The following is a 21752-nucleotide window of genomic DNA, read 5'->3' as shown; positions in this document are numbered from 1 at the left end:
AATTAGCTCTCTCCTTTGTTAAAGGTTAAGGATCCTTGAATTTCTATTTGATCGACAATTCCTACAATTGCCGCGTCAACAGGAACACCGTTTGTAATTTCTGTTTGCCTGGCCGAGCTTCCGCTGACAAGTAAGACTACTTCACCAACACCAGAACCTACAGTATCTATCGCCACTAAGGGTTTACCGTCTTCCTCAATCGTTTTCATATCCAGAGGCTGAACAATGAGGAGCTTTTTCCCTCTTAGCTTTTCTGCTTTGGTGGTTGAAACAATGGAACCAACCACTTTACAAATGATCACGTACGTCCCTCCTTTCAAGGAGAAGTTTTTGTAATTTGAATTTTAAGGTCCTTCGCTAAGTCCTTCGCAGAAGGTGTCACCCTGCTCTTGTCAGGAACAACGATTTCCTTTAGTCCATCCTGAAACGCTTTTTCCACATGTTTTGCGAGAATAAGAGATTGCTTTTCCTTGAATGCCGTCTGCTGGGCATAAACCGTTTGCACAAGTTTACTTAGCGGTACCCATTTCACCTGATCCGCTTGAATTTGTCTTATGTAGGACTGCAAGCGTTCCTGAACAGAATGGGGCGCGTGGATTTGCTGGTAAACATTTGGCTCAATATAATCCTTGGCTATTACAATGGGCTTACCAAGCAATTGATATTGGAGAGCGAGCCATACGGCTAATTCATCATCAATTGTTAAAGCAAGCTTTGATAATAAACGATAGGATGCTACCGGAACAACCAGAGTACTGCATTTCTCTACAATTCTATTTAATTCCTCCAATGAGGTCTCATCTAACAAAACATATGGCTTTCCACTTAACGCAATGCGCGAAGGCAGCCAATCTTTTGATAAAATTAATGTAACCTCGTAGGAATCGATTAGTTGAGAAATCGCTTCCAAAACCACTGATGGATTTTGAGATTGATAGCCTAAAAGAATAGCAATCGATTGTTTTTCTATTTCTTTTTCTTTTACTTGCAGCTGTTCCTTTAAGTAAGCTTCGACAACCTGCTGGACCAGCATTTTCACCTTCGTTTTGACATCCACCAGTTTCAGCCTCCGCTCACTTGATTTCGACTTTCAACGGCTACAATTTCACCTATTTGTCCATTTTTTATGTTTGCCGCATTCGCTTCATCCAAATCGATATGCATTTCAAGTTTGTATTTAGGTGAAACCCGGATAAGCACATTTGAAAAAGTAACTCCTCGAGGACCTTCGACCTTTACTTGTACCACATCTCCATCTGCCACATCAAAGGCCTCACCATCACTAGTATGCATATGAATATGGCGCGCCGCACAAATCAATCCTTCATTAATCGTAATTTGACCTCTTGGTCCTTGAATGGTAATAGATTCTGAACCTTTGATATCGCCAGAATTACGAACCGGCGGTTTGACTCCTAGGGTAAAACCGTCGAATAACGAAACTTCTACTTGGGTATTACCTCGGGCAGGGCCGAGAACACGGACATTAGGAATTTTCCCTTTTTGACCAATCAGTGTAACGGTTTCCTTCGCAGCAAATTGGTTCGGCTGAGATAAATCCTTTAGCTTATTTAACTGGTAACCCCTCCCGAACAATCTTTCCACATGTTCAGGTGATAGATGGATATGACGGTTTGATGCTGCAATCGGTACCTGCTTTACATTTTGAAGGGTATTTTTGACAATTTCTTTGACTAGTTCCCTAATTTTCTCTTTATCCATTTATGTTATCACCCCTCATTTCGAGTAAGGCTTTTGCAGTGTACTGATCGGTAATAAGGACATTGGCGTGCCGGCCGTTAAGGGCACCATATATACCGTCCACTTTTGTATTTCCACCCGCAATAAGGATGCCGTATTCCTTTTCAGATAAATGGGAAAGTTCAATCCCAATGGTACGGTCATTTAAAGTCTCGTGGCTTATTCTCCCTTCGATATCGATAAATCGAGAGCAAATATCACCAACGGTTTGATTCTTCCGTAAAATTTCAATGTCATTGTCTAAAAAGTACCCTGCATGCATCAGTGTGGATTGCTCACCTGGCTCCCCTACCGTAAAAATGGCAATATTGGCCTTTTGGCCTAATTCCATAATTTTTTTCACATGCCGATCCGCAACAATTGCTTGCTTGACAACAATATGATCAACTACCGCAGGAACAGGAAGGAAATGCGGTGTCGTATGGAAGGCACTCGCGAGACCATTAACGATTTCTGATGCATACGTATTTGATTCTGAGTAACTCACCCCACCATTAAGCTGGACTATCGTAACATCTTTTACATTCTTAGGCTGAAGTTTTTTCACGAGTTGATAAAGGGTTGTTCCCCAAGTTATTCCGATGGTATCGCCACTTTGTACAATTTTATGCAAGTAGTCGGCAGAAACTTCTCCAAGTTTCTCTTTTATTAGTTCATCCTCATATTCAGGTATTGAGGCGACAATGCAATGCTTTAATTGGAATTTATCCTTTACCTGCATTGCGAGCTCTTGGACATCTTCTGCAGGATCGCATATTTTGATATGGACAACACCTTCTTGAACAGCTTGCAAAAGAAGTCTTGAAACGGTGGGGCGGGAAATACCTAACTTTTTCGCGATTTCTTGTTGGCTGTAGTCTAATTGATAGTACATTTTCGCCACTTCAACAAGGCGCGAAATTTTTTCATCCGCCATAATCAAGTCTCCTATTTAATAAATTATGAATATTGCAATCTTCTTTTTTTAAAAAAAGAAAACGGTTACAAACATTTGTAAAAAAATTTTCTACCTTTTCTTCTTTGGAATGAAATTATGTAAATATTCAATGAACGTTTGTTAAGTTTATTATAACCTTTCAAATCTATCTGTCAATTACTCTATCGAGAGATTTCGACATTTTTTCAACTATTTCTCAGAATTAAAGCGGAATTTGGAATTTTGTCGATTTTATGAACTTTATTAACATGAAAAAAAGAGCATTTATCATTTACAAAATGTAATGACAAATGCTCTTTTACGCTTTTACTAGAGTATTTTATTTAGAGATTCTGTTAGCGTCTTAATTAAAAAGTTCAAATCCTTTTGTTCAATATTTAACGGCGGTGCCAAGGTGAGAACATTATTGTACCCTGCAACCGTAGCTCCATTTTTTCCAATGATAATGCCTTTTTCCTTACAGCTTGCAATCACTTGATTGACAAGAGCTGGATCTAAAGGTTCTTTTGTGTTTTTATCATTTACAAGCTCAATCCCGATTAATAGGCCCTTTCCACGGACATTTCCTACATATGGATGGTCTTGTAAAAGAGTTGTTAAATCATTTAGAACCTGTTCACCTAAATCTCTCGAACGATCAAACAGATTTTCCTTTTCCATGATTTCAAGGTTTTTTAATGCCAAGGCACAAGCTGCAGGATTTCCTCCAAAAGTGTTCACGTGACGGAAATAATCATATTCTTCGGTACCTTTAAACGCTTCGTAAATGTCCTTGCGAACCGCTGTCGCAGATAATGGCAGATAGGCACTTGTAATCCCCTTTGCCATGGTAATGATATCCGGCTTTACTCCATAATTCATGAAGCCAAAAGGTTTACCTGTACGGCCGAAGCCACAAATCACTTCATCGACAATTAAGAGGGCTCCATGTTTTTCACAAACCTCTTTTGCTGCCTTCATATACCCATCTGGGGGAATAAGTACTCCTCCGCCGGTAATGATTGGTTCCATGATCATGGCCGCAATGGTTTCACTTAGCTCCCAAGTCATCGTACGGTCAATTTCTTTAACGGAAGCCAATTCCTTTGGATCCGTCACATTTGTGTCATCACGATAGGAATCCGGAGGTGATACATGGATAAAACCCGGGGCAAGCGGCTCATATTTATATTTTCGCTGCGCCTGTCCGGTTGCAGCTAATGCTCCCATTGAATTGCCATGGTAGGCACGGTAGCGTGAAACAATTTTATAGCGGTTATGCTCTCCCTTTTGCTGATGGAATTGACGAACAATTTTAAAGGCTGTTTCATTCGCTTCTGAACCGCTGTTTGAGAAAAAGATGACGTATTCATCTCCGAGCAATTCGTTTAATTTTTCTGCTAGTTTAATAGCAGGAACATGACTTTGTGATAGCGGAAAATAAGCCATCTCTTTTAATTGCTCATACGCTGCTTCGGCCAGCTCCGTTCTTCCATATCCAACATTCACACACCATAATCCAGCCATTGCATCTAAATAGCGCTTGCCATCCACATCTGTTACCCATGACCCCTCAGCCTTTTCCGCAATAACCGTAGCGTTGGGATTATATGGCTTCATTGAATGCCAAACATATTTATCATCCTGCTCTTTAAATGTATCTTGGGGACGTCTTGTCTGAACCATATCAAAATTTCCCTCCCTTTATATAATGGCCTGACACCATTTATGCGTCAAAACGAGATGTAATCATTTTCTTACGGGTGTAGAAATTTACGCCGTCTTTACCATTAACATGCATATCACCGTAGAAGGAATCCTTCCAGCCGGAGAATGGGAAAAACGCCATTGTGGCTGGGACACCTATGTTGATGCCGAGCATTCCTGCGTCTGCTTCTTCACGGAACTGTCGAATAGCCTTTGCATTGTTTGAATAAATGGTGGCACCATTGCCAAATCTAGATCTACGGATATATTCCAATCCTTCATCCAAATCAGCGGCACGAAGCAGACTAAGCACTGGAGCAAAAATTTCCTCTCTCGCAATCGTCATTTCCGGTGTAACATGATCGAAAATCGTTGGACCTAAGAAATTTCCTTCAGTAAGTTCATCCATTTCTTTGCGCCCATCTCTGATTAAGTCTGCGCCTTCCTCTAGGCCTTTTTCAATGTATCCAAGAACTTTATCGCGATGTTCCTTACGGATGACCGGGGTTAGTAACACTTCTTCGTCCATTCCATTACCAATAATTAATTCATCCGCCTGTTTCTTTAATGCTGTTACAAATGGTTCATTATCACCGACCACGACAACGGCACTACAAGCCATACAACGCTGGCCGGCACTTCCGAAGGTCGAGCTGATGATATGCTGAACCGCCTTATTCATATCGGCATCCGGCATGACAATATGATGATTTTTTGCTCCGGAAAGGGCTTGCACCCGTTTGCCTGCTGCGGCAGCACGCTCATAAACATATTTGGCAACCGGCTGGGAACCGACAAAGGAAATGGCAGCAATATCTTTATGCTCCAGCAGGCCATTTACGACATCATGGGCACCATGGACGACGTTTAATACTCCTTGAGGTGCACCAGCTTCAGTAAATAATTCTGCTAATCTATTAGCTAAAATTGGAGTCCTCTCTGAAGGCTTCAACACAAATGTGTTTCCGCAGGCTACAGCTAATGGGAACATCCATAAAGGAACCATCATTGGAAAGTTAAATGGTGTAATCCCGCCGACTACTCCTAGTGGGTAACGGAACATTTCGGAATCGATATCCTCAGCAATGCCTGACAGCGTTTCACCCATAATCAGGGTAGGAGCACCAGCAGCGAATTCAACGCACTCAATGCCGCGTTGAACTTCCCCATATGCTTCCTTGTAAGCCTTTCCATTTTCCAAAACGATTAATCTTGCTAATTCTTCATGGTTTTCTGTTAAGAGATAGTGGTATTTAAAAAGAATCCTTGCACGCTTTGGAACAGGAACATTCTTCCACTTCTTAAAGGCTTCTTTCGCAGCTGCAACCGCTAGATCAACATCCTCTTTTGTAGAAACAGGGACCTTTGTCAAGATCTCATTCGTTGCTGGGTTGGGCACATCCAAAGCTTGCGTACTATTTGAGCTAACCCATGCCCCGTTAATATAATTGTTTAAAATAGCAGTGTCCTTTTTTGTTACGCTCATCTCTTTTCCTCCTTATTAATTAACAATTGGAATTACTATCATTATCTCGCATGTATGAATGGCTTTCATTAGACATACTGTAAAATGTCTGCAAAGATTTCTTCGACAAATTGAACATTCTTTTAACTTTACATCATTGTACCTGATTTACTGCACCCGGTTTTGAGGATGATAAATAATCATGTACCAGCAGCATAAATTCAATCGCTACTCGCTTTTCATGATCCATAAAATCCTCTCCCAGCAAGTTCTCCAGCTTTTGCAGCCGATGGTAAAGCGTTTGTCTCACAATGAAAAGCTTATTTGAAGTTTCCTGCTTTGAGCCGTTACACTCTAAATAGGCTTTTAGTGTTTCTAACAGCTTTCCATTATATTTTTGGTCATATTGTATAACCGGAAAAAGATATTCCGATGCAAGCTCCTGTAAATCCGTATATTTGCTCATTTGTGAAATAAGCCGATATAAATGTAAATCCTCATAAAAATGGTAGATTTGTTTATTCGTCATTTTTTGCTGGATGCGAATTGTTTCCTTGGCTGTTTGATAGCTTTTATGTACATCCCTTAAGGACTCGGTAAACTTACCTGCGGCAATAATAAACTTTGCAGAACTTTGCTTTCGGATAAACTCGGATTCTTGAAGTGATTCCACTGCTTTTTTAATTCGTTCCTTTAGATTCTTTTTCGTTCGGCTATTTAATAGGATAAACGTAATCTCATTTCGTTTTTCCACAGAAAATACAACAAAACCATTCTGCTCAAAAACAGAACGAAACAGTAATTTCAGGTATGTCACATCATTGATTGATTTATCTTTGATTGGAAAAAGCTTTGTGATCAACACTACCGCGTCGCTGGTTTTTGTTTTAATCCCATTCTCTATTAAATATTCCTGTATATCCTCGAGGGAATGTTCGCCCTCCAGCCAGCCATGGAGCCATTCAAACTCTTCTACCCGCTTTTTTTCCTCAACAAATAAATCTCTTAAAAGATGTTGTGCTAAAGCTGTAGCAGTTCTGTCTAAAATTAATAAGTCGTATTCGCTGATAGGAATATCCTTCGAGTAAATGATTAATTCTGCATACTCTTGACCGAACAAAAAGATAGGGGAAACGGCGATCTGCTGACTTTGAATTTGTTTGGCCCCATCAATCTGAGAGAGAATAATCCCTTGGTCCTTGCGATTGATTTCCGGGACAAATTCATATTCCTGGTTTTTCATTCGAAAGATGATTTGCACATCAAGAGCAGAAAATATAAATTGAAGAATATCCTCGTACGTTTCTATTGTAAGCAATCTTTTATTTAAACTTTGTGAATAATCCTCCAAGTCCGCTATTTTCTGATATTGCTGATTAATGATTACGGAATGAATATCCTGCGTGATTTCCACAAATGGTACTTCCTCTTCAAAAATAATGATCGGAAATTGATTTTCATTCGCAAACTCAATCACTTCAGCAGGAATTTCTGACACATAAGTCCCCATTTCAATGCATAGGCCAGCCGCATTGTTTTTATAAAACTGTTTCACCATCGAGATAAATAAATCCGCATTATCTTTCCAGGCAACACCAGTGGATAAAATTAGCTCATGACCGTTTAATAGATTTCGAATACTCGTTGCCTCTACGACATGAACCCATTTAACAATCCGTTGAACTCCATCATGCCCTCCAATAACGCGGGCATTTTCGAAGTGCTTTCTATTTAAAATATCCGCTACCTTGAGTTGAAAATGTTCTTTCATCGTTTAGCTCTCCTAATAGAAAGGATATTTTTTTGAAGAAAAAGGATTGGTTCTTCAACCAATCCTTTTCTGTTATTGTGGGTTAATTAACAATCGGTAGGTATATTTTGATTTTATTTAGCATGGATTCAAATTCTTCGGGGTCTAGAAAATCATCAGATTTCCAATTATCCCTTATCCACGCCACTAATTCTTCAGGAGAATTGAAGTACTCACCGCTTGAATCCGACTTCCGAATCGTATACCGACCGTTATCTTCATCAATTGTGACTTCACATGGATAGGCATTATCCCTTGATTTTAAATAGAATTCCATACTACCCACACCCTTTATAATCACTATTTTCCTTGATTTTGTTTGATTAATAGACTCGAAAAATACTTCCTGCCATTTGCCGTACCAATTAAGAGAGTCTCAGTAACATTACCATTCGGATGTAAAAAATCAACAGTGGCCCCGTTTAAATGTTCGTTAACTCCATTAATTCGATATCCCTTCCCGATGAAAAAATCAATTTTATCTCTTTCATCTTGAAATTGTTGATATTCTGACATCTCATCCCCACCTCGGATTTAATTAGATTGATAATGTTTCATTTTGATTCAATGGTGTATTCAGGCTATATTTTTCCCGTTTCAAATACTGACCAGATCCCGGTTTACCCACGAATTGCTTGTCGCGGATAACATATTCGCCGCGAACTAATACAGAAACAGGCTCGCCTGTCACTTTCATTCCTTCAAACGCGTTATAGTCAACAGCCATATGGTGAGTTTCTGCTGAAATCACACGTTCAACATTCGGGTCGAAAATGACAAGGTCTGCGTCCGCACCGATAGCAATCGTTCCTTTTTTCGGGAATAAGCCAAACAGCTTGGCAACCCTTGTTGAAGTTAGATCAACAAATTGATTTAGACTGATTCGTCCTTTTTTCACGCCTTCAGAGAATAATATCGTTAAGCGATCTTCAATAATTGGACCGCCGTTAGGGATTTTTGTAAAATCATTTCGCCCAAGATCCTTTTGACCTTTAAAATCGAATGAACATTGATCGGAACCAAATGTTTGCAGCGTACCACTTTTCAAGGCGTTCCAAAGGACTTCCTGATTCCACTTCTCTCTGAGTGGAGGAGACCACACATATTTAGCTCCTTCAAAGTCCGGTTTTTCTAAATAGCTTTGATCAAGGACTAAATATTGCGGACAGGTTTCACCCCAGACATTAAAGCCTTTGCTGCGAGCTTCTGCAATTTGTTCAACGGCATCCGAGCAGGAAACATGTACTACATATAGCTGCGAATTAGCCAGCCCTGTCAGCCTAGCGGCGCGTCCTGTTGCTTCTCCCTCTAATTCTTGCGGTCGTGTTAAGGCGTGATAGATTGGTTCCGTTTTTCCTTCTTCAAGGGCCTTTTTCGTTAAATAATCGATAACATCACCGTTTTCTGCGTGAACCATGACTAAACCGCCATGTTCTTTAGCCGTGACTAGCGTCCGGAAAAGCGTTTCATCATCTGCTTGCAATACATTTTTATATGCCATGAACACTTTAAAGGAAGTAATTCCTTCTTCATTAATCACCTGAGGTAGTTCGCTTAAGACCTTATCATTGATTTCTCCAATCATTAAGTGGAAACCATAGTCAATTACAGCTTTATCTTTTGACTTGCCGTGCCAGGTTTGAATCGCATCTTTGAGGGGTTCGCCTTTATTCGTTAAGCAGAAATCAATAATTGAAGTCGTCCCGCCAAAGGCTGCCGCGATCGTGCCTGATTCAAAGTCATCCTTTGTAATCGTTCCCCCAAATGGCATGTCTAGGTGAGTATGTGGATCGATTCCACCTGGAAAAACTAAGCTGCCTTTTGCATCAACGATTTCAGCACCAATGGCTGAAAGGTTAGTGCCAATCTGCGTAATTTTTCCATCCTCGATTAATAGTTCCGCCTGAAAAGTATCTGTTGCAGTGACAATGGTTCCGTTCTTAATAATTTTCTTCATTTGAGCTTCCTCCTATTTTATCTATTTAATTACGTCAACTTTGCAATCTGCTGCCACTTTAAGTGTTGCTTGGCGCTCATTCCAGGTCATCGCCGGAAGTTCGCTAGGCACCTCAATCATGTCAATGGCCCCGTCTACTGGGCAGACAATCGAGCATAAATTACAGCCGACGCAGTCTTCTTCACGTACTTTTAAATAGCTTTTTCCATTCGCATCTGTCAGCATATCAATGCATTGGTGAGAGGTATCTTCACAGGCAATATGGCACTTATTACAATTGATACATACATCGGTATTAATTTTCGCAACGATATTATAGTTGAGATCCAGGTTACCCCAATCTGAATATTTTGGAACAGACTTTCCGATAATTTCAGATACGGAAGCAATTCCTTTGCTATCTAAATAATTGCTCAGTCCTTCAATCATATCCTCCACAATCCGGAAGCCATGGTGCATTGCTGCGGTACAGACTTGAACGCCTGTCGCACCCATAAGCATAAACTCCACAGTATCCTGCCAATTGGAAATACCGCCTATTCCCGAAATAGGAACATTAATATGCGGGTGTCTTGCGCATTCTGCCACCATGTTTAGCGCGATAGGCTTTACGGCAGGACCACAATAGCCGCCGTGTGCTCCTTTACCGGCAACATGAGGAATCGTGTTCCAAGTATCAAGGTCTACCCCCATTAAGCTGTTAATTGTATTAATCATACTGATGGCATCCGCCCCGCCATTGCAGGCTGCTTCAGCTGTTGCAGTAATGTCAGTAATGTTTGGTGTTAATTTTACGATGACAGGAGTTTTCGCGACTTCTTTTACCCAATAGGTTTGCCGTTCTACAAGAGCTGGTACTTGTCCGGAGGCCGCCCCCATACCGCGCTCCGCCATACCGTGCGGACAGCCGAAGTTTAATTCAAGTCCATCCACACCGACATCTTCAACACGTTTGACAATTTCATGCCATTTTTCTTGTTTTGGCTCTACCATTAAAGAAGCGATAATCGCATGGTTAGGGAATCTCTTTTTCGTTTCATAAATTTCCTTTAGGTTAACATCTAATGGACGGTCAGTTATGAGCTCAATATTATTAAAACCCGCAACTCGCTGGCCATTAAAGCTAACCGCCGCAAACCGGGAAGATACGTTTAAAATCGGGTCACCTAACGTTTTCCATACTGCTCCTCCCCAACCGGCTTCAAAGGCGCGCTGAACCTGATAACCGGAATTGGTAGGAGGTGCTGACGCCAGCCAGAACGGGTTAGGAGATTTAATCCCTGCAAGATTAATACGTAAATCAGCCATCACTTTTCCCCCTTAAATTTAAGCTGTTCCAACAGCCGAATATTGCTTATGAATTGCATATGCAACGTCTTTACCTTGCTGGGCCGCCGTTACGACCATGGCATCGCCTTTTCCTTTGCCGAAAATAACGTCACCACAGGCAAAGATTTTTGGATTGGAGGTTTGCAAGCTATCTTGATCGACTTTTACAACTCCGCCTTCATGCTTAAGACCTAATGACTCAATTAATTCCAAGTGTCGTGTTTGGCCGATGGCTTTGACCACTGCCTCAACTGGAATAATATGTTCAGATCCTTCAACTGCAACAGGCCGGCGTCGGCCATCCTTTTCCGGTTCACCGAGTATCATTTTAATACACTCAATTCCCGTTACCTTTCCGGCTTCGTCACCGATAATACGTTTAGGTGCTGTTAACCAGCGGAACTCCACGCCATCCTGTTTAGCAAATTCATACTCAAAATCATAAGCAGTCATTTCTTCTTCCGTCCTGCGGTAAAGGATTTTTACATTTTCTGCCCCTAACCGGACAGAACAGGTCGCGCCGTCAATCGCGGTATTTCCTGCACCAACGACTACTACTCGCTTGCCGATAAAATCATTTGATAATTGGCCGCTTTTCGTTGCCTTAACAAATTCAATGGCGTCGTAAACCCCGTCTAACTTTTCTCCTTCAATACCAAGATCAGGTACATTCGCCATACCCACGGCTAAAACGATTTTGTCGTAATTTTCCGTTAATTCTTCAACAGATACATCTCTGCCCACCATTGTGTTCGTTTTAATCGTGACGTTTAACTTCTTTACTTGCTCTACTTCCCAGTAAGAAATACGCTGCGGCAAACGGAATGAAACGATACCAAAGGTATTCAATCCACCAGCTTCCTCGGCTGCTTCAAAAATGGTCACGTCATAGCCTAATCTGGCAAGCTCCCTAGCTGCAGATAATCCGGCAGGGCCGCCGCCAATAACAGCCACTTTCACACCATTGGTTGCACCTGGCTGAAAAAGAGTTTTCTCATTTTGGATCGCCCAATCAGTCGCATATCGCTGCAGATTGCCGATCATAATCGGTTTGGTTGAATGGTTTAAAACACAAGCTCCTTCACAAAGCTCTTCAGTTGGACAAACCCTTGAACAGCTTGCTCCGACAGGGTTTGAGGACATAATCGTTGTTGCAGAGCCAAGTAAGTTTCCTGAGGCAATTTTTTTAATAAAGGTAGGTATATCAATACCTGTTGGACAGGCTTTAATACATGGGGCATCATAACAATAGAGGCATCGATTTGATTCTTCAAGAGCTTCACGGTTTGTTAATCCTCGTTCGACCTCTTGGAAGTTCTTTTCAAGTTCGGTTAAGGAAATGCGCTGCATTTTTTCAATGGTCAAAGAGAAACCCTCCCTTTTCAATTAAAGGTAAATTTTTATAAAATCAAAAATGAAAGCGCTTTATTAAAAATTCAATATTATCTATCCAACCTCCTTCTTTTTTCTTATGTACTTCGCAGAAAATTCTGCCTTATTTTTATTTTACAGACAGTAAAAGACCATTTCACCTTACATTCTGTAAAATGATGCAGCCATTTGATTATCCAATATGTAAAAAGAAATAATGTGGGATGCTTGTACATTTTTCTGAATTCTTTTTCAATTTATCATAACTAAATTAAAAAAAATGTAAAAAAATAGCGAAGTGTCAAATTATCTTACATACTTTTTTCAAAAGTATGAATCTTCAATATTCCACCGTTTTGTGGCATTTTTTAGTAATTAAAATAAGAAAAGCTCGAGAGAAAGTTCGACATTTATAAAGATATTGACGATATTTGAGGATAAAAAAATGCACCTTGTCTCCAGGTGCACTTTTTCCCCAAATTAGCCCTTATAAAATTGAGACAGCTCGACAATCATTGCTCCCATTCTTTCGTTTTCAGGAACAAGCAAACGGTCCACTCCCTCTTCCCTCAATGCTTCAGCAGTAACTTTTCCGACAGCAACAGCTAAAATATTTTTCATAAAACACTGAGCAATCATATCGTATATATTATTTTCCCTTGCAAATTCGAAGAGGGAACGAACTTGAGTGGCAGTTGTAAAACAGACAGCATCACACTCATTGTTCTGGATCTCTTCACATAATTGTTCTAGAGTCTCTCTTTCAGGGGCAATATGCTGATAAGGAAGAATTTTTTGTACCACTCCGCCTTTATCTTCAAAAAACTTAGTTAATGCAGGTGCTGTTTCACCATGCAGCTGAATCATAATACGCATCCCTGAGAAATTAAAGCTCTCGAGAGCAAGGGCTAATCCCTTGGTCGTTCCATCTTCGGCTACAGCAACAGGAGTAATCTCTAATTTTTTTAAGGCGGAAAGTGTTTTATAGCCCCTTGATGCAACTTTTGCTTTTTGTATTTGGTTTAAGAAATCTTCTAACAATCCTAGTTTGTCTGCAAGAGTGATTAGAGAATCAAGTCCGATCCCCGTTGTGAAAATCACCCAATCCGCCCCTTTATGAACAAATTCCAAAATATCTGGTTCTACTTCCTTTTCTGCAAAAAAAACGGTTCCTTGAAGCGGCCGAACAAGAGGTACTCCACCTTGTTTTTCTATTAATGTACTAATTTCTTCAGTTTTTCTCGCTCCACAAATGACCACTCTTTTTCCTGTTAGACCCTTTTCCATCACACTAATCCTTTCTTAATGCATATCAGCTATTCGTTGTATTTCATAGGACTGAAAAATATTAATACCAGTTTTGTTTGAAGCAGCAATCGCAGACATAGCTTTTGCTACTGATTTTGCATGGATGGCTTTATAGGATCGTAACGGTCCCACCATTAAAGTATTTAAAAACCCGCTTGCCTTCTCCGCTATTTTTTCCCCTAAGCGGAATTCATTTCTTTCTCCTAACAATAAAGACGGTCTAAAAATGTTTAGGGAAGGTATATTTAATGATTTAAGCGACCTTTCTACCTCTCCTTTAACTTGATTGTAAAAAAAGAATGATTCCGAGTTAGCTCCCATAGCCGTGACAATTAGAAATTTTTCTGCTCCGCCTTGTACGGCTAATTTGGCTGCTTCGATAGGATATTCGTAGTCAACTTTTTTAAAAGCTTCTTTGCTTTTTGCTTTTTTAATAGTCGTTCCTAAGCAGCAAAATACATCATTAACCTTAAATGATTCGGGATATTTCTCCAGCTGGTCAAAATCAACTATATGCACTTCACATCTTGAATCAGTTATTGATATCGGTCTTCTTAATAGCAAATGTATTTTTTTATAATTATTTTGTTCGATAAGTATTTGTACTAATTCGTTCCCTATAAGTCCACTTGAACCTAGAATTAGTGCCGTTTTTTCACCCATATTCATTTTATTACTTCAATTCTCCCTTCTTCCTTAGGCTGATTAATAATAACTTTTTAAAAAATCCCATAAAATTGAATAGGTGAATATAATGAGTTAAAGGTTTTTTATGTGTTCCATGTACATTGTTTATAATTCCTTGGACATACTGAAGGATGTAAATTTATGACAAGGAGGAATTTATGATGAGTGACAATCAATTTAGTAATTTCATAAATGAACTTTCGATCCAAACAAAAATGGAAAATGTCTGGAGTTATACGTGCGGATCCTGGGAAAATTGCAGTGAAGCAACAATACAATCCTTCCTGGCCCATTGCCTTGAATATAATATCGACCCTCAGTTCTGCATGAGCTGGGTTGAGCAGCATAAAGCGGAAATTCCAAATTGGAATGCAGTTTCCGAAACATCTCTTGGCTGGATCAATCAACATACCTCCAGCGGATCAGCGATTTCGATTAGTGATGAGGGCCTAAGTTAATACTACTTATTATCTGTCCCATGATTCCCCATGGGACAGACTTATTTATGAATTATTTTATAGAGTTTTTCCAATCCATCTATCAATCTAGGTGATGGTCTGCAATACAGTTCTTCCTCTAAAATGAGAATGTGATCGTCACTTTGATAATTCAGCTTTTCGAAGCCAGGGCGTTTTTTTACAACGCTTTTTTTGACTTTTGCTTTACGAACGCCAACCCATGCAAGGCAAATGTAGTCTGGTTTTCTGCTCAAAACATCCTCCCAATCTGTTTCGACACTTGCTAAATCAACATCATGAAAAATATTGATGGCCCCGGCTGCCTCCGAAACCTCCGTCAGCCAGTTAATGTTCCCCGGTGTAAATATTGGCTTCGGCCACCATTCCCAATACAAAGCTGGCCTCTTACTAGTATACTTGCTTTGTTGCTTCACATTTTCAAGCCGGGAACGAAATTGCCCGGCAGCATCCAGCCCTCGTTCTTTTTCCCCTATAACTTCTGCTGTTTTAATTAAATCCTCTTCGATATCTTTTAACGATTGCGGATTCAAAACAATGTGGGGAATTCCACGTTCCTGTAAAGCTTCAACATTTTTTTCCATGCCTGGTACACTTAATGAAGCCAGGACCATATCAGGCTGCAATTCCTCAACTAGGTCCATATTAATAGATAAATCCGGCCCCAGCCTTGGAAGGCCGGCAATAGCCTCAGGCCAGTCAGAAAAATCATCCACCCCTACTAATAAATGAGTTAGGCCTAAATATTCCATTAATTCGGTATTACTCGGACACAAAGATATAATCCGCATAGGCTCTCTCTTCCCTTGTGAAAACCAGTCGATTCCTGGTTTTTTCTTTTTTTGTTCAACTTCCATTTCATCTTAATAAAAAATTAAGGTTGTTTAATTAGTATCAACACATACTAATAATGTTCGAAAGAGGTAATAGACATGTTAAAATTCATCATTTCAGTTTTCCTGGCAATGGATGTATTCGGATTCCATCAAGTTCCTTCACAGCAATCACAAACAGAGACTCAAACTCATCAGCAAAAACAATCTGCGGAGACTACTGAAAATGTTCAACAGGTCGTCGCAAAACAGCAGGATGAAACTGCTGATACCGATCCTATTCTGCAGCTTGCAGTCATTAGCGATACCCATATATCAACTACGAAACAAAGTGTAGTTAAGAAATTTGAAACAGCATTACAAGACCTAAACACAGTGGCACCAGAATATGATGTTTTGGCTGTTGGCGGGGATATGACCGACCATGGTTTACCTTCAGAATATGATTTATTTAACTCGGTATTAAAGGCAAATATGAACAAAAATGCGAGTACATTTATGGTTATCGGAAACCATGAATGGATGGAGAAAAAAGTTAATCGAAATTCTAAAGTGACTGATAGTCAATTAATTGAAAGATTCAAAAGCAAAATGAATGTCCCAGGTATTTATTATGATCAATCGATTCAAGGGTATCATTTCATTACTATAGCTGGTGAAAAATCGGAGTCCACAATGCTTGCAACCTATAAAAATGAAGCTGATGCGGATTCCGCTTATATTTCAGATGCACAATATAATTGGTTAGAAAAAACGCTTGCTACCGATGCTAACAACACTAAACCAATTTTTGTCTTCCTTCATCAGCCAATAACCGGAACTGTATATGGAAGTGAGTGGGGTGCTGGGCTTGAGGATCAGAAAATATTAGCACTGTTAAAAAAATATCCACAAGTCATTCTTTTCAGCGGTCATTCACACTACCCATTAAATGATTCGTCGAATATCGTTCAGGACGGAATCACTATGGTCAATACAAGTTCTGTAGCCTATACCTACACAAAAGGAACTGGCAAAAATACAGTACAATCACAGGGATATGTGGTTAATGTTTATGATGACAGAGTAGAGTTTAAAGCAAGAGAATTCAGCACCGGAACCTGGATCAAAACCGTTACTATACCTATTTCAAAAACTAACCAGCTAAACTAGCTGGTTAGTTTTTTATGCTGCTCCATTAACCGAAGCGACTAGCTTGGATAAGAAACTGTATATTAGCTGAAAGGCTTCACTAATTGTCATTTCCTCTTGAAAACCTTCAACATAATTAAGGGTAAAATTTAAATTCCAAAGACCATCTTCAGAACTAAACATCAAATCAAATTTGGCCTCATCACCATTTAGATTCGAATTTAAATATTCCTTTATGTATTGATCATATTTCTTCTGCAGTTTTAAACCTAACATGACATCATAGGTTCCAAATACATCGTCCACTTCTAAGGAAACTGCTTCAACCCTAATCTCTTCAAATGAACTTAGTTCCATATAAATAAACTCGTTTTTGTGTTTTTTTAGATAATCAATCGACTCGTTTAAAAATGTCGAAGACTCTTCTGCAATCATCGTCTCTGTTTCTTTACTGCAGCGCTCAATGTATGCGTGGGAAAATAGCATTTTGGGATCTTTTTCTTTTAACATATTAGATTCTCCTTATTTGCAAAATATCTTATGTTAATATTGATGGATTGTCTTTAAAATAGCAAATTTTCGAATCGAAAAAAAGAGGTGACCATTATAGTCACCCCTTGCCATTAATTTTAAGCTAATTTACCAGTTACCTTATTTCCTACTGACTTTGTATCCTCAGAATCTTCTGCTTGTTTTGCCCGTTTAATAAATAATGCAAGAACCAAAGCAAGACCAGCAATGAAGACGGACACAAAGAATGCATCGTTAATCCCTTCGAGCATTGCTTTCATCATGATTTGCTGTTTCATTTCAGCAATTACCTGAGGAGTAGGCGGCTTTGTCAAATGTTTCATTGCTGCGGCACCAATTTCAGTCGCGTGAGTTTTTGCCCGAGTAGACATGACCGTTACCAGCAAGGCTGTTCCAATTGCACCAGATACTTGCTGCATCGTACTATTCATTGCTGTTCCATGCGGGTAGAAACGTGCAGGCAATTGGTTTAATCCATTTGTCGTTACCGGCATATTGACCATTGACATACCGAACATTCGGAACGTATATAACATAATTAAGTGTGGGTATGTTGTGTCCAGTGTTAATTTACTTAACATGTAACTTGTAACTACTGTAATCGTTAGCCCAATAATCGCTAATAAACGCCCGCCAAATTTATCAAATAATTTTCCTGTTATTGGCATCATGATGGCCATAACAATCGCTCCTGGCAGCAACATCAAACCAGCATCTAAAGGAGAAATTCCGCGAATCGTTTGAACATAAATAGGCAGAAGGATCATCCCGGAAAACATCGCCATTGTAACAACCATGGAAATTGCTGAAGACAGCGCAAATGCAGGATACCTGTAAATCTTAAAGTTAAGCATCGGACGCTCTTGTTTTAATTGACGTAAAATAAACGCAAGTAGTGAAACAACCCCAACTGCAATCGTTCCATATACTTCAGGGCTATCCCAGCCTTCTTTTCCGGCTGAACTAAATCCGTACAAGATTCCCCCGAAACCTACGCTTGATAATAAGAGCGATAAGAAATCAAGACGATTATTCGTTTTTTCCTTTTTATCTTTCAGCTTAAAGAGTCCAATCAACATGACGATGATTGCAATTGGTGTAATGAAATGGAAAAGCATTCTCCAATCATAGTGTTCAATAATCCACCCTGATAAAGTTGGACCAATGGCTGGAGCGAACATTAATACTAATCCGAAAAACCCCATCGCTGTTCCACGTTTTTCAATTGGAAAACTTGTTAACATGACATTCATTAGCAACGGCATCATAATAGCTGAACCAGAAGCTTGAATCATCCTGCCAGCTAATAATATTGGAAACACATGGGCAAAACCTGCTAAAATTGTTCCTATTGTAAATAGGCCCATCGCTGCTAAAAATAATTGGCGGACAGAATATTTTTGAATTAAAAATGCTGTTGATGGTATGAGTATTCCATTTACTAACATGAAACCAGTTGTCAGCCATTGAACAGTCGATGCTTCAACATCTAAGTCCTTCATGATCGATGGCAGCGCGATATTTAACAATGTGTTATTTAAGAATGCTATAAAAGCTCCAATCATCAAGACCGCAATAATTCCGTACGGTGGACGATTAGTTTGTTTATTTGATTGTTCCATTGTATTCCTCCCTGTGTACCCCTTGTTCATTTTTTTATACCCCTGTTTCACACTTAAATAATAATATACGCACGGTTCAATTTTTGCAATAAAAAAGTTTGCTTAATATTAAGGTTTGTAAAGAAAACGATTTTAATGTACTATATTTTTGTACACTAAGTACAATATGAAACCAAGGTGATTTTATGAATGACCGAAAGCAGCATGTTGTCAAAGTAGCACACCAGCTATTTATCGATAAAGGATTTCAAGCCACATCAATCCAAGATATTTTAGAATATAGCGGGATTTCAAAAGGTACTTTTTATAACTACTTTTCATCAAAAAACGAACTATTAATGGCCATTTTCAAAACGAACTATGCCGAATTGGAAAAAGAACGGAATGAACTATTAATTGGTCAAAACCGTTCAGATTTAGAGATTTTTATTAAACAAGTAGAAATTCAATTAAAGACAAATAGAAAGAATAACTTAATTTCATTATTTGAAGAAGTAATGGTTTTAAATGATGCAGATCTTAAGGAATATATCCAACAAGGCCAATTAAAAAATATAAGTTGGATATATCATCGGTTGATCGACATCTTTGGTGAAAAAAAGAAACCTTATTTATTGGACAGTGCGATAATGTTTATGGGTATTCTTCGTGAAAATCTAAAATATCATCAAAGGGCAAATGAATCAAATGCAAATATTGGTCACGTGGTCCGCTTCTCAGTTAAGCGCTTGGTGAAAATAGTCGATGAATTAGTTGAATCTGATGATCAATTAATTCAGCCAGAGCTATTTGAAAGCTGGCTGCCTGACTGCAGAAGACCGAATCACGCATTTCAAAAAAAGCTCCGTCATACTATTTTTATACTGAAAAGTACTTTGATTCAAAATGAGAAACAGTCAAAATCCACCGAGTTATTAGATTTTATTGAGGATGAACTGATGGACTCAAAGAGTCCACGGAGATTCCTCATCGAAAGTGCCATCCTTTCATTAAAAACATTTGGAAGAAAAGAAATCGAAAAAGACCTCCTACAGCTCGAACAGTTTGTTGACGAATATTTCGGAGACGCATCTTTTTAGGTTCTAAATGAAAAAGCGCCAGCGACCATCAAATTTTGATGACCTGGCGCTTTTTCTTTTTATTTACCTAAGAAAGTACTCGGCATGACCACGGCAACGACCTCTCCGCGGGCACAGAGGGTATCCTCAGCATAAACTTCCGTTTCCACTTTAAATTTCTTCGGGTGAATCTCGGTCACAGTTCCAATCGCTTTTATCGGTACGCCATGCGGGGTTGGCTTTAAAAAGTTAACATTTAAAGAAGCTGTCACAAAGCGCGGCGGTTCTGCGCCATCCCCTGCTTCATGACCTTTTTTCCGATGAAGCGCCAATGCGGCAGACCCCGTTCCATGGCAATCAATGAGCGAGGCAACAATTCCGCCATAAACAAACCCTGGAAGTGCAATGTGCTCCGGTTCAGGAGTATAAATGGTAATGGTATGTTCCCCTTGCCAGCCTGTACGGAAATGGTGTCCCGCCTCATTCATTCGGCCGCATCCATAACACCACGCAAAATCTTCTGGATATTCATCTTGAATGGCTTTTAAAACCTTTTCCTCCAAGGTGCTCCCTCTTTTCATCGTTTAATAAATTTATATTTTCTTTAATAAATCTCTGGTTAGCTCGTCAACAGAACGTTTCCCAGATAAAGCTAATGTTAAATCAAAATCAGCAAGCAAATTTCTCAGAACCTGCTTAACCCCTTCTTCTCCAGCCAAAGCAAGCCCATACATGAATGGCCGGCCGATTAATACCGCTTTTGCACCTAATGCTAATGCTTTGATCATATCAGAACCTCGACGAATGCCGCTGTCCAGCAATACAGGTATTTCCCCCTTAACAGCATCAATGATATCTGGCAATGCATCAATAGCGGCAATGGCTCCATCGACTTGTCTGCCGCCATGATTACTGACGATTATTCCGTCCACTCCATGTTCGACAGCCAGCTTTGCATCATCTGGATGCAAGATGCCTTTTAACAGGATTGGCAGGGATGTTTGACTTTTAATAAACTCTAAATCCTGCCAGGTTAAAGTTGGATTTCCAAAAACACGCGACCAGAGCATAATAGCCGATTTCATATCCTCTTGAGGAGATCGTTCTAATCTCGAACAAAAAACGGGATCCTCAAGGTAATTCCCAATTCCCTTCGCTTCTAAAAACGGCAGGTAGGCATTCTCAATATCCTTTTCCCTCCATGCCATCATTGGTGTATCAAGAGTAATAACAATCGCACTATAGCCAGCTGCTTCTGCCCTTTTGACCATACTTGCGGCAATTTCCCGGTCATTGCTCCAATAAAGCTGGAACCATCTTTCCCCTTGTCCTGCCTCTGACGCAATTTTTTCCAAGCTGTATGTAGAAGCTGTACTTACAATAAAAGGAACCTTCATCGCTGCAGCACCGCGTGCACTTGCCAACTCCCCTTCTGGGTGGACAATAGATTGAACTCCTACCGGTGCAAGCAATAGCGGATAAGGAAGTTTTTTACCAAATAACTCAATGCTTAAATCCCTTTTTGACGTATCACACAGCATCCGAGGGACAATATTCCATTTTTCAAATGCTTTATTGTTTTGTTTTGCCGTAACCTCAGCTCCTGCTGAAGCGGCTACATAGTAATAGGGTTTTGCATCCAAAAGCGCCTTCGCTTTTGCTTCTAGTTCTTCATAAGACACAGGAATAATATTTTTTTCTAACTGTTGATACACCTTTAATTGAACTTGATTACCGAAACTCAAAACTAAATCCTCCCCCTTAACTGCAAACGCTTACCTTCTTATGAT

At 39.7% G+C, this 21752-nt stretch carries 22 protein-coding genes; 3 read left to right on the top strand and 19 right to left on the bottom strand.

Annotated features, from left to right (window positions below; genetic code table 11):
• Positions 1-2 precede the first annotated feature (2 nt).
• The 14 genes from AC59HZ_RS15970 to AC59HZ_RS15905 all read right to left on the bottom strand — a co-directional run bounded on the left by AC59HZ_RS15970 (position 3) and on the right by AC59HZ_RS15905 (position 14287).
• Entirely contained in the window at positions 3-302 is a 300-nt protein-coding gene (locus AC59HZ_RS15970) for a EutN/CcmL family microcompartment protein (RefSeq protein WP_496546788.1), read from the bottom strand.
• A 14-nt stretch (positions 303-316) separates the two neighbouring features.
• Complete coding sequence (locus tag AC59HZ_RS15965; protein WP_496546787.1) at positions 317-1057, bottom strand: hypothetical protein; 741 nt, start codon at positions 1055-1057, stop codon at positions 317-319.
• Positions 1058-1062: 5 nt separating this feature from the next.
• The gene (pduL, locus tag AC59HZ_RS15960) at positions 1063-1722 is read right to left on the bottom strand and encodes a phosphate propanoyltransferase (protein WP_496546786.1); all 660 of its coding nucleotides are present in this window, start codon (positions 1720-1722) and stop codon (positions 1063-1065) included.
• Positions 1715-2677 carry a DNA-binding transcriptional repressor DeoR gene (deoR, locus tag AC59HZ_RS15955; RefSeq protein ID WP_496546785.1) on the bottom strand — a complete coding sequence of 321 codons (963 nt, stop codon included), beginning with the start codon at positions 2675-2677 and terminating at the stop codon, positions 1715-1717. Before deoR ends, pduL begins: the two co-directional genes overlap by 8 nt.
• A gap of 330 nt (positions 2678-3007) precedes the next feature.
• Positions 3008-4363: an aspartate aminotransferase family protein gene (locus AC59HZ_RS15950; protein WP_496546784.1), complete on the bottom strand. Its 1356-nt coding sequence runs from the start codon at positions 4361-4363 to the stop codon at positions 3008-3010.
• A 40-nt stretch (positions 4364-4403) separates the two neighbouring features.
• Entirely contained in the window at positions 4404-5870 is a 1467-nt protein-coding gene (locus AC59HZ_RS15945; protein ID WP_496546783.1) for a CoA-acylating methylmalonate-semialdehyde dehydrogenase, read from the bottom strand.
• A gap of 133 nt (positions 5871-6003) precedes the next feature.
• The gene (locus AC59HZ_RS15940) at positions 6004-7620 is read right to left on the bottom strand and encodes a PucR family transcriptional regulator (protein WP_496546782.1); all 1617 of its coding nucleotides are present in this window, start codon (positions 7618-7620) and stop codon (positions 6004-6006) included.
• An 82-nt stretch (positions 7621-7702) separates the two neighbouring features.
• On the bottom strand, positions 7703-7936 hold the full coding sequence (locus AC59HZ_RS15935; RefSeq protein WP_496546781.1) for a hypothetical protein: 234 nt from the start codon (positions 7934-7936) through the stop codon (positions 7703-7705).
• A gap of 23 nt (positions 7937-7959) precedes the next feature.
• Entirely contained in the window at positions 7960-8175 is a 216-nt protein-coding gene (locus AC59HZ_RS15930; protein ID WP_223590483.1) for a hypothetical protein, read from the bottom strand.
• 22 nt (positions 8176-8197) lie between these two features.
• Positions 8198-9616, bottom strand: coding sequence for a dihydropyrimidinase (gene hydA / locus AC59HZ_RS15925; protein ID WP_496546780.1), 1419 nt, complete (start codon positions 9614-9616; stop codon positions 8198-8200).
• Positions 9617-9637: 21 nt separating this feature from the next.
• Positions 9638-10924 carry an NAD-dependent dihydropyrimidine dehydrogenase subunit PreA gene (preA, locus tag AC59HZ_RS15920; protein WP_496546779.1) on the bottom strand — a complete coding sequence of 429 codons (1287 nt, stop codon included), beginning with the start codon at positions 10922-10924 and terminating at the stop codon, positions 9638-9640.
• A gap of 18 nt (positions 10925-10942) precedes the next feature.
• Positions 10943-12295, bottom strand: a complete 1353-nt coding sequence (locus AC59HZ_RS15915) for an NAD(P)-dependent oxidoreductase (RefSeq protein WP_496547058.1) — start codon at positions 12293-12295, stop codon at positions 10943-10945.
• A gap of 501 nt (positions 12296-12796) precedes the next feature.
• The gene (locus AC59HZ_RS15910; RefSeq protein ID WP_496546778.1) at positions 12797-13603 is read right to left on the bottom strand and encodes a uroporphyrinogen-III synthase; all 807 of its coding nucleotides are present in this window, start codon (positions 13601-13603) and stop codon (positions 12797-12799) included.
• Between the two features lie 15 nt (positions 13604-13618).
• Entirely contained in the window at positions 13619-14287 is a 669-nt protein-coding gene (locus tag AC59HZ_RS15905) for an oxidoreductase (protein WP_496546777.1), read from the bottom strand.
• A 182-nt stretch (positions 14288-14469) separates the two neighbouring features.
• On the opposite strand from AC59HZ_RS15905, the gene AC59HZ_RS15900 reads away from it, so the two are divergent.
• Positions 14470-14769, top strand: coding sequence for a hypothetical protein (locus AC59HZ_RS15900; protein ID WP_496546776.1), 300 nt, complete (start codon positions 14470-14472; stop codon positions 14767-14769).
• A 41-nt stretch (positions 14770-14810) separates the two neighbouring features.
• On the opposite strand, the gene AC59HZ_RS15895 is transcribed toward AC59HZ_RS15900, so the two are convergent.
• Positions 14811-15578 carry a cobalamin-binding protein gene (locus AC59HZ_RS15895; RefSeq protein WP_496547057.1) on the bottom strand — a complete coding sequence of 256 codons (768 nt, stop codon included), beginning with the start codon at positions 15576-15578 and terminating at the stop codon, positions 14811-14813.
• A 141-nt stretch (positions 15579-15719) separates the two neighbouring features.
• Here AC59HZ_RS15895 and AC59HZ_RS15890 point away from each other — a divergent pair, with 141 nt between their 5' ends.
• Positions 15720-16772 carry a metallophosphoesterase family protein gene (locus AC59HZ_RS15890; RefSeq protein ID WP_496546775.1) on the top strand — a complete coding sequence of 351 codons (1053 nt, stop codon included), beginning with the start codon at positions 15720-15722 and terminating at the stop codon, positions 16770-16772.
• A 12-nt stretch (positions 16773-16784) separates the two neighbouring features.
• On the opposite strand, the gene AC59HZ_RS15885 is transcribed toward AC59HZ_RS15890, so the two are convergent.
• Together AC59HZ_RS15885 and AC59HZ_RS15880 are read right to left on the bottom strand one after the other, a co-directional pair.
• Positions 16785-17261 (bottom strand): branched-chain amino acid aminotransferase, encoded by a 477-nt coding sequence (locus AC59HZ_RS15885; RefSeq protein ID WP_496546774.1) that lies wholly within the window; start codon positions 17259-17261, stop codon positions 16785-16787.
• Positions 17262-17380: 119 nt separating this feature from the next.
• Positions 17381-18904 (bottom strand): DHA2 family efflux MFS transporter permease subunit, encoded by a 1524-nt coding sequence (locus AC59HZ_RS15880; protein ID WP_496546773.1) that lies wholly within the window; start codon positions 18902-18904, stop codon positions 17381-17383.
• A gap of 185 nt (positions 18905-19089) precedes the next feature.
• Here AC59HZ_RS15880 and AC59HZ_RS15875 point away from each other — a divergent pair, with 185 nt between their 5' ends.
• The gene (locus AC59HZ_RS15875; protein ID WP_496546772.1) at positions 19090-19983 is read left to right on the top strand and encodes a TetR/AcrR family transcriptional regulator; all 894 of its coding nucleotides are present in this window, start codon (positions 19090-19092) and stop codon (positions 19981-19983) included.
• Positions 19984-20042: 59 nt separating this feature from the next.
• Here AC59HZ_RS15875 and AC59HZ_RS15870 read toward each other — a convergent pair whose 3' ends face one another.
• The gene (locus tag AC59HZ_RS15870) at positions 20043-20525 is read right to left on the bottom strand and encodes a PaaI family thioesterase (protein WP_496546771.1); all 483 of its coding nucleotides are present in this window, start codon (positions 20523-20525) and stop codon (positions 20043-20045) included.
• A 30-nt stretch (positions 20526-20555) separates the two neighbouring features.
• The gene (locus AC59HZ_RS15865; RefSeq protein WP_496546770.1) at positions 20556-21707 is read right to left on the bottom strand and encodes a lactate 2-monooxygenase; all 1152 of its coding nucleotides are present in this window, start codon (positions 21705-21707) and stop codon (positions 20556-20558) included.
• Between the last annotated feature and the right edge of the window lie 45 nt (positions 21708-21752).

It is taken from the genome of Neobacillus sp. DZ-9 (genome assembly GCF_059587065.1).
The sequence above is the reverse complement of the archived record's forward strand: the minus strand, read 5'-3'. Positions and strand labels throughout refer to the sequence as shown.